The following is a 6884-nucleotide window of genomic DNA, read 5'->3' as shown; positions in this document are numbered from 1 at the left end:
GGATCTGGCCGCGGCCGAACTCACCTGCCGCCGGCTCGGACCCGCCCCCACCGGCCTCGTCATCGTCGACGACGACCAGGCCGACGCCTACACCCTGCCCGGACTCACCGGCCGGATCGTCGTGTCCACCGCGATGCTGCGCGCGCTCCCCGTCGACGAACGCCGCGTGCTCCTCGCCCACGAACACTCCCACCTGCACCACCGCCACCACGCCTACACCCAGCTCGCCGACCTCGCCGCCGCCGCCAACCCACTGCTGCGGACCTCCGCCGCCGCTGTCCGGCTCGCCGTCGAACGCTGGGCCGACGAAGACGCCGCCGCGACCAGCGACAACCGCGCGGTCGCCGTCCGGGCCCTCGCCCGCGCCGGCCTCGCCCGTGCCGGCCTCGCCCGTGCCGGCCTCGCCCGTGCCGGCACAGTGACCATGCCGACCGCGGCGCTCGGCGCCGTGCACACCGACCTCGCCCACCGGGCACGGGCACTGCGGGAGCCACCGCCGAAACCGCGTCCCGCCCTGGCCCTCACGCTCGCCGCGCTCATCCTGGCCACCGCAGCCGCCGCCGTCGACACCTCCCACGCGACCGAACACCGGTTTGAACGCGCGCAGGCGACGTTCGCGCACCAGACCTGACCGGTCGCAGTGCAAGGGGTGGGACCGGAATACGAGCGAAACGTGCCACATGCCAGCGGCCTGTACGTCACAGGCACGAACCGGTGTCGTAGGCGGCGGCGAGGACGTCCGCCGACTCGAAGAGACGACAACGCGGACACTGAGGCTGTTTCATAGGTGTTCGCTCATGAAACACCCGCCTGCCCGGCGGCCCACCTGCGGCGATCATGTTTCATGAGTCGTTGCAAACGGCTAGACGTCTGGAACACCCTCGCCAAGCGGCTCGTCATCACCACCGGCACGAAGAAGGGACAGCCAGGACCAGGCCGTGGGCGGTGAGGTGGTCGGCGAGCGCGGTGAGTTCGGCGGCGTCGCGGCCGAGCCGCTTCATCTCGTACACGGTGAAGATGACCCGGCAGTGCGGGGCGTGTGCCTTGACCTCCCGTGCCGTCCTCAGCGCCTCTTCGAACCGGGGGCGGACTCGCACCCGGGTGCTGATCTTCTCGCTGAAGATCTTGTCCCTCGGGATGCCGTGCTTACTGAGGGCGTCGAGCTGGGAGTCGAGTTCCTGCCCGAGGGTCGAGCAGCGGGCGTAGCCGATGCGGATGTCCGCGCTCGGCAGGTCCGGGTTGATCGGTGCCGGGGGCGGGGTGCCCGGCCGCCATGGCCGGCCCGGTCCGCGGTCGGCCGGGGTCGGCACGCGCAGCGCCTTCTTCAGCCGGGGCACCATCGTGAAACGGCGGGTGTGGTAGGCGGAGGCGACCGCGCCGCCGCGCGAGCGGCACGGCGAGCCGGGCTGCGCATCGCACTTCGGACAGGCGTGCTGTTCGACGTCGCCCGCGTCCGAGCGGTCGCCCGCGTCCGAGCGGTCGGTCGCGGAAGGCTGCTGAGGGTCTGTCATGGGCCGGATTTTCGCACCATGCAAGTCTCAGAAGGGGGTCCGTTCCGCTTGTGAGTGAGAACGTGTTCTGAGAACGAATCCGGGTTCGGCGGGGGTCTGGAACCCCGCGATTAGAGTGCGGTGAGAAGGGTGTGGATGTCTGTCGTCACAGACAGATCATCGACACCCTTCTCCGTTGCCCCGGCCAACCATGCCGTTGCTCGGTACACGTGACCGGTACACCTGTCCGGTAGTCACGTGTACAGAGCTACCCGTACGTGCTGGGCCGGGAGTGGGGACTTACTCGTCTAGATCGTTCTCCTCAGACGCTCGTGTATCCGCCGTCGATGAACCACTCGGCGCCGTTGACGTGCGTAGCGGTGTCCGAGGCCAGGAGCAGAGCCGCCGACGCGACATCGTCCGGGTCGCCGAGCCGCCCTGCCGGTAGCACGCTCTCCATCATCTTGACGAAGTCGTCCTGCTGGTCCTCGGGGACGATACCGAGCAGGCCGGGGGTCCGGACCGCCCCCGGGCTCAGCACGTTGACCCGGAAACCGTTCTCCCGAGTGTTGAGCGTCCAGCTGCGGGCGAAGTTACGCAGCGCCGCCTTGGTCGCGCCGTAGACCTCCATGCCCCGGCTAGGACGCGTGGACGTGCTCGACCCGATGAGGATCACCGAAGCCCCCTGCGACAGAAGGGGCATCGCCTTCTGCACCCCGAAGACCGCGCCCTTCACGTTCGTGGCGAACATGCTGTCGAACTGTTCCTCGGTGATGTCCCCGAGCACGGCCGGCACCGCGCCGCCCGCGTTGGCCACCAGGACGTCGATCCGGCCCGACCGCTGCCTGATGACCTCGTACAGGGCGTCGAGCTCGGCCAGGTTCCCCACGTCACACCGCACCCCGACGGCCTGCGGCCCGAGCTCCGCGGCCGCTGCGTCTATCTGGGCCTGACGGCGGCCGGTGATGAAGACCAGCGCACCCTCGGCGACGAATCGCCGGGCGATGGCCAGCCCGATCCCGCTCGTCCCACCGGTGACCACGGCCACCTTGCTGTCCAGAAGTCCACTCATCGCCTGATCACTCACTCTCGTCGAAGCCTCGCCCTTGGATGAAGTTCTTGACTGCATCGTCCATAACGTAGAGGCTTATGGACGATGTAGTCAAGAACGCTTAGACTGGCGCAGTGGCGAGGCCGAGAGAGTTCGACGAGGAGAGCGTGCTGGACGCAGCCCGCGACCAGTTCTGGATGACCGGCTACGCGGGCACCAGCATGGATGCGATCGCGGCCGCCACCGGCCTGGGCAAGGGCAGCCTGTACGGGGCGTTCGGCGGCAAGCGCAAGCTCTTCCATCGGGTGTACGACGATCACTGCAACGCGACAATCGACTCAGCTAACCGCCATCTGAGCGGTGACGACGAGCAGGCGTTCGAGCGACTCACCGCCTATCTGCTGGGCCACGCAACCGCCTGCGCCGAGCGCCGCCAACACGGCTGCCTGGTGGCCAAGGCCACGGCCGAGCTGACCGAGCACGACGAGGTGGTCGCGGCTCGCTCGCTGATAACCTTCGAGAACGTCCAGCTGGCCCTCACCGGCAACCTCGAGGCCTGTCAGCGCAACGGCGACATCAACCCCGCTGCCGATGCGCAGCAACTCGCCGGACTGCTGCTGGCCGTTCACCGCGGCATCGAGGCCCTCGGCAAAGCCGGGACCGACGAGAGCACCCTGCGCAGCATTACCGAGACGGCCCTGGCCGCTCTTCCGCGTCCACCCCGGTAGCGTTCCTCGCGGACCTGTTCACGCTGCGCCGCGTTCCGGCTGAGGCGTTCGGGTTGTTCATCAGCGTCAACCTGGTGTTCGCCGCAGCCGTCGGCGTACTCAGGTCGCCCGGGTCCTGGTCCACGACGAGGAGGTCCGCCACCTCTACATAACAGCCGTGACCTCCAGTGTCTGCGCCGTCGACTGGACGACCGCAGGCCGGATCGCCTCCCAGCCCACCGCCTACGGTCACCGAGCGGACTTCCTCGCCACCCGCTTCGCGAGGGAGGCCCTCAACCCCCGGGACTCTGGCGCCCGCTGGTGCTCCTCGGTCATGCTGCGGGAGCTGAGCCCCATGATCGGACGGAGTCCCACGTGATCGTCTTTGAAGTCCCCTCCGGGGAGCTCAACCGCCGGGAACCACCGGCAGCCGCAGTTCCCGGTAGGCGCGGCAGTTCGGCCCCAGCACGGTCCGGGCGAAGTCCAGGACCGCTGCCGTCAGCGCCTTGGTGATCTGCGGAGTGCTCGGCGGGCCGTAGCCGTTCGCCCGGTTCTGCGCGACCTGGTCAGCGGCGTCGTCATCGGTGGCTACGGCCCGGCCGACCTTCTCCTTGGTCGGCGTCAGCCGGGCAGCCATCTCGGTGACCGAGGCCAGGACCTCGTCCGTGCGGCCTTCCTTGCCCATCTTCTCCTCGGCGGCGATGGCGCCCTGGATGTGCTTGGCCGCCCACCAACGCCACTCGGTGGCCAGCGGCGCGGGCATGTCCGCGGGCAGGACGATGGCGTCCCAGCAGCTTCCCCGCCCGGTCGGCCGCTGCCTTCGCGGCGGCCGACAGCTCCGCCTTCAGCCGTGGTTCGTTCTCCTGCCACCAGCGGTTCTGGCAATCCCAGCACCGTGGCGTCAGCCCGCCGTTGCGCTCCTGCAACCACGTCGCCGCGACCTGCGGATACGCCTCGGCCAGCGACACACCTAACGAACGCGCCACAACACCCCTCCCCGGCCCGACGCCTCACCATGCAGACCCGGGCCCACCGTCCGCGTGCTCAGTGCGCCGCGCGCACCGCCGAGACCAGTCCGCCGGTGCCCTCGTCCTGCTGCGATGGAGTGAGCACCGGATGCCCGTAGGCCTCGGCGCGTTCACGCAGGGTGAAGGTCTCCGCCTCCCAGCCGAGGCCGTCCAGCCAGCCGACCGGGTCCTGCGGCATCTCCGAGACCCACATCGACGCTGCCGATCCCGCGGCGGCGTCCCCGCGGAAGCGTTCGACCACACCGCGCGTGCCCAGTGTCAGGCCCATCCTGCTGCCTGTAGCGGACAGCGCGCCGACCCGTTCGAGCAGCGACTGCACCGCGTCCTCGGGCAGATAGATCAGCAGTCCCTCGGCGATCCACACCGTCGGCTGCGCCGGATCGTGCCCGGCTGCGGCCAGGGCGCCGGGCCAGTCCTCGCGCAGGTCGACCGGGACGGTGATCCGCTCGCAGCGCGCAACGGCCCGCTCCTGACGCAGCACCGAGGCCTTGAAGCCCAGCGGTTCGGCCGTGTCGACTTCGAACAGCCGGGTCCCCGCAGGCCAGTCCATCCGGAAGGCCCTGCTGTCCATCCCGGCTCCGAGCAGCACGACCTGCCGGACGCCGGACGCGACCGCCCGGTCCAGCAGGTCGTCCAGGAACTTCGTCCGGATGACGATCGAGAAGGCAACCCCGAGCCAGCGCTGCCGCGCCGCCTCGTCCGCGTGCGGGGGCGGCGGCGTCCCGGGGCCTCTCCCGCCGGCCGTGGCGAAGGCCAGCGCCAGCGGGTCCCGGAACAGCGGCTGCTCGCGTGCCGTCTCCATCGCCCTCACCCGGGCCACGCCCACGGCTGTGGCCCACACCCCGGACGGCTCGACCCGGCCCGCCGCATCAGTCATGCGTTCAGCCTAGGCCGCCGGGGCGTCACACCGGCGCGGTGGGAAACAGCGTTCCGGGGGCCAGGTTCAACCTAATGGCGACGACGTCCTTGGGCGGGGTGAGGTCCAAGTACCAGTTGCCGAAGCGGCGTATGGTGCGCATGATCAGTGGGCTGACGGTGGCCAGGTCGTCGGGGTCCACCTATCCTGTCCGGATGCAGGACTCCACGGCGGGTCACGAACGTCCGGTGCGCGGCTTCGAGCTGATCTGCGAGATCGAGCCGCCGACCCGGCCGGACCTGACCCACGCCCGCCACCAGATCGGCGTCCTGAGCCCCGTCACCGACGCGTTCCTGATCCCCGACAACCACATCGGACGCGCGACGGTGTCGAGCATCGCCGTCGCCCACGAGGTGCAGACGATGGGGGGACGCAGCATCGCCTGCGTGAACTCCCGCGACCGTAACCTGCTCGGCTTCCGCCGCGACCTGCTCACCGCCGCGGCCTACGGCGTCGAGGAGTTCCTGTTCGTCCACGGCGACAAACCCACCGCCGGGAACCGGACCAGCGACCTGACCGTGCGCGCGATGATGGACGAGGCCCGCGCGGCCAGCGAGAATCCGGTCTTCGCGGACATGCCGGCGTTCCGGGTCGGCGCCGCGGCCGGCCTACGTCCCCTGCCCGCATGGAAACGAGCGGCCGACTTCCTGTTCGTACAGGTCAGCTACTCGGTGGACGCCCTGCTGCGCTGGCGCGACGCCCATCCGGTCGAACTACCAGTCCACGCCGGCGTCATGGTCCTCGCGAGCGCCGGGATGGCCCGCCGCCTCGCCGCGACCATCCCCGACATCGACATCCCCGACGACCTCGTCGAAGCAGTCGAACGGGACCAGGCGGCCGGGGTCGAAGCGGCCTGCGACCAGGTGCTACGACTACGCGACAGCGGCGCCTTCGCCGGTGTGCACCTCGTCCCGGTCAGCCGCTACCGCCAGGTCGCCACCCGACTTGAGGACCTTCTCTAACCCCCCGGGCCGTTTCTCGCAGGTCCTTGGTACCCCCCGGCCGGATAGGGCGGCCGTAACCCCCCGCTGAAAGCGGTCAGGGAACGGGGGCGGGCGATCGCTGGGCCCAGCGCCGGTGGCGATCCGTCCCGCGCGCGGCGGCGATCTTCCTGCCGCCCCGGGTGTCTGACAGGAGGCCAGTACCGCCCGCGGACGACCTCCTGGCGCTCAGTGGGTCCGCGCGAACCGCGGATACGCCGTCCGCTCGATCGATGCCACCGGCCACCCCGCACCGCACCACCCCGCACCGCACCGCCGACAGTGACCGGGAGGCTACCGGGCGACCCGGAGCCGCACGCCACCGGGCTACGACCGCGCGTTGCCCCTTTCTGCCGTATCTCGGTGGCCCCCCTTCGGCAGTGCGCTCAGCCGGTTCGGCGGAATCTGCTCGATCTGCACCTTCCCCGTCCGGTTCGCTGAGACGCGGGCAGATCCAGCGAGACGGGACAGCCGGCCCGGTCATCGCCGGCGACATGTTCCCTCCCGTCCCTCGGCGCCGCCCCGATCCTGACGCCCGATAACCCTCCCTTCCCGGGCGTCAGGATCGGGACACGGCGGGCGTCCCGTATCGTCGTTCCGTTCCGTGGTATAACGATCCGAGTTAACGTTTCATCGATGGCGATGATACGAAAATGACGATACGAGACGGAATGAGGGAACGTGATGAGCCGGGTGCCCCGCCCCCCTCGGC

The 6884-nt window shown here is 70.0% G+C and carries 9 protein-coding genes; 4 read left to right on the top strand and 5 right to left on the bottom strand.

The features are described from left to right. Positions 1–631, top strand: a 631-nt coding sequence (locus NBZ85_RS25260; RefSeq protein ID WP_261562716.1) for a M48 family metalloprotease, incomplete at its 5' end; no start/stop codon positions are given. Between the two features lie 268 nt (positions 632–899). Here the strand turns inward: NBZ85_RS25260 and NBZ85_RS25255 are convergent. Together NBZ85_RS25255 and NBZ85_RS25250 are read right to left on the bottom strand one after the other, a co-directional pair. Next, positions 900–1511: a recombinase family protein gene (locus NBZ85_RS25255; RefSeq protein WP_261558707.1), complete on the bottom strand. Its 612-nt coding sequence runs from the start codon at positions 1509–1511 to the stop codon at positions 900–902. Positions 1512–1812: 301 nt separating this feature from the next. Further along, positions 1813–2562, bottom strand: a complete 750-nt coding sequence (locus tag NBZ85_RS25250) for an SDR family NAD(P)-dependent oxidoreductase (RefSeq protein ID WP_261558708.1) — start codon at positions 2560–2562, stop codon at positions 1813–1815. A 146-nt stretch (positions 2563–2708) separates the two neighbouring features. Here NBZ85_RS25250 and NBZ85_RS25245 point away from each other — a divergent pair, with 146 nt between their 5' ends. Together NBZ85_RS25245 and NBZ85_RS25240 are read left to right on the top strand one after the other, a co-directional pair. Then, positions 2709–3269, top strand: a complete 561-nt coding sequence (locus NBZ85_RS25245; protein ID WP_261558709.1) for a TetR/AcrR family transcriptional regulator — start codon at positions 2709–2711, stop codon at positions 3267–3269. Between the two features lie 157 nt (positions 3270–3426). Further along, positions 3427–3627 (top strand): hypothetical protein, encoded by a 201-nt coding sequence (locus NBZ85_RS25240; RefSeq protein WP_261558710.1) that lies wholly within the window; start codon positions 3427–3429, stop codon positions 3625–3627. 27 nt (positions 3628–3654) lie between these two features. On the opposite strand, the gene NBZ85_RS25235 is transcribed toward NBZ85_RS25240, so the two are convergent. The 3 genes from NBZ85_RS25235 to NBZ85_RS25225 all read right to left on the bottom strand — a co-directional run bounded on the left by NBZ85_RS25235 (position 3655) and on the right by NBZ85_RS25225 (position 5334). Continuing rightward, entirely contained in the window at positions 3655–4011 is a 357-nt protein-coding gene (locus NBZ85_RS25235; RefSeq protein ID WP_261558711.1) for a hypothetical protein, read from the bottom strand. Positions 4012–4292: 281 nt separating this feature from the next. Next, on the bottom strand, positions 4293–5153 hold the full coding sequence (locus NBZ85_RS25230; protein ID WP_261558712.1) for an SAM-dependent methyltransferase: 861 nt from the start codon (positions 5151–5153) through the stop codon (positions 4293–4295). 25 nt (positions 5154–5178) lie between these two features. Further along, positions 5179–5334, bottom strand: coding sequence for a hypothetical protein (locus NBZ85_RS25225; protein WP_261558713.1), 156 nt, complete (start codon positions 5332–5334; stop codon positions 5179–5181). Positions 5335–5347: 13 nt separating this feature from the next. On the opposite strand from NBZ85_RS25225, the gene NBZ85_RS25220 reads away from it, so the two are divergent. Continuing rightward, complete coding sequence (locus NBZ85_RS25220) at positions 5348–6154, top strand: methylenetetrahydrofolate reductase (protein WP_261558714.1); 807 nt, start codon at positions 5348–5350, stop codon at positions 6152–6154. The last annotated feature ends 730 nt before the right edge of the window (positions 6155–6884 follow it).

The organism is Frankia tisae (assembly GCF_025403405.1).
Lineage (GTDB): Bacteria > Actinomycetota > Actinomycetes > Frankiales > Frankiaceae > Frankia > Frankia tisai.
This window is presented reverse-complemented; position numbering and strand designations above follow the sequence as displayed.

Excerpts from the sequence above, each read along its gene's own strand:
- NBZ85_RS25255 (WP_261558707.1), bottom strand. The coding sequence starts at position 1,511 with ATGACAGACCCTCAGCAGCCTTCCGCGACCGACCGCTCGGACGCGGGC.
- NBZ85_RS25250 (WP_261558708.1), bottom strand. The coding sequence starts at position 2,562 with ATGAGTGGACTTCTGGACAGCAAGGTGGCCGTGGTCACCGGTGGGACG.
- NBZ85_RS25235 (WP_261558711.1), bottom strand. The coding sequence starts at position 4,011 with ATGCCCGCGCCGCTGGCCACCGAGTGGCGTTGGTGGGCGGCCAAGCAC.
- NBZ85_RS25230 (WP_261558712.1), bottom strand. The coding sequence starts at position 5,153 with ATGACTGATGCGGCGGGCCGGGTCGAGCCGTCCGGGGTGTGGGCCACA.
- NBZ85_RS25220 (WP_261558714.1), top strand. The coding sequence starts at position 5,348 with ATGCAGGACTCCACGGCGGGTCACGAACGTCCGGTGCGCGGCTTCGAG.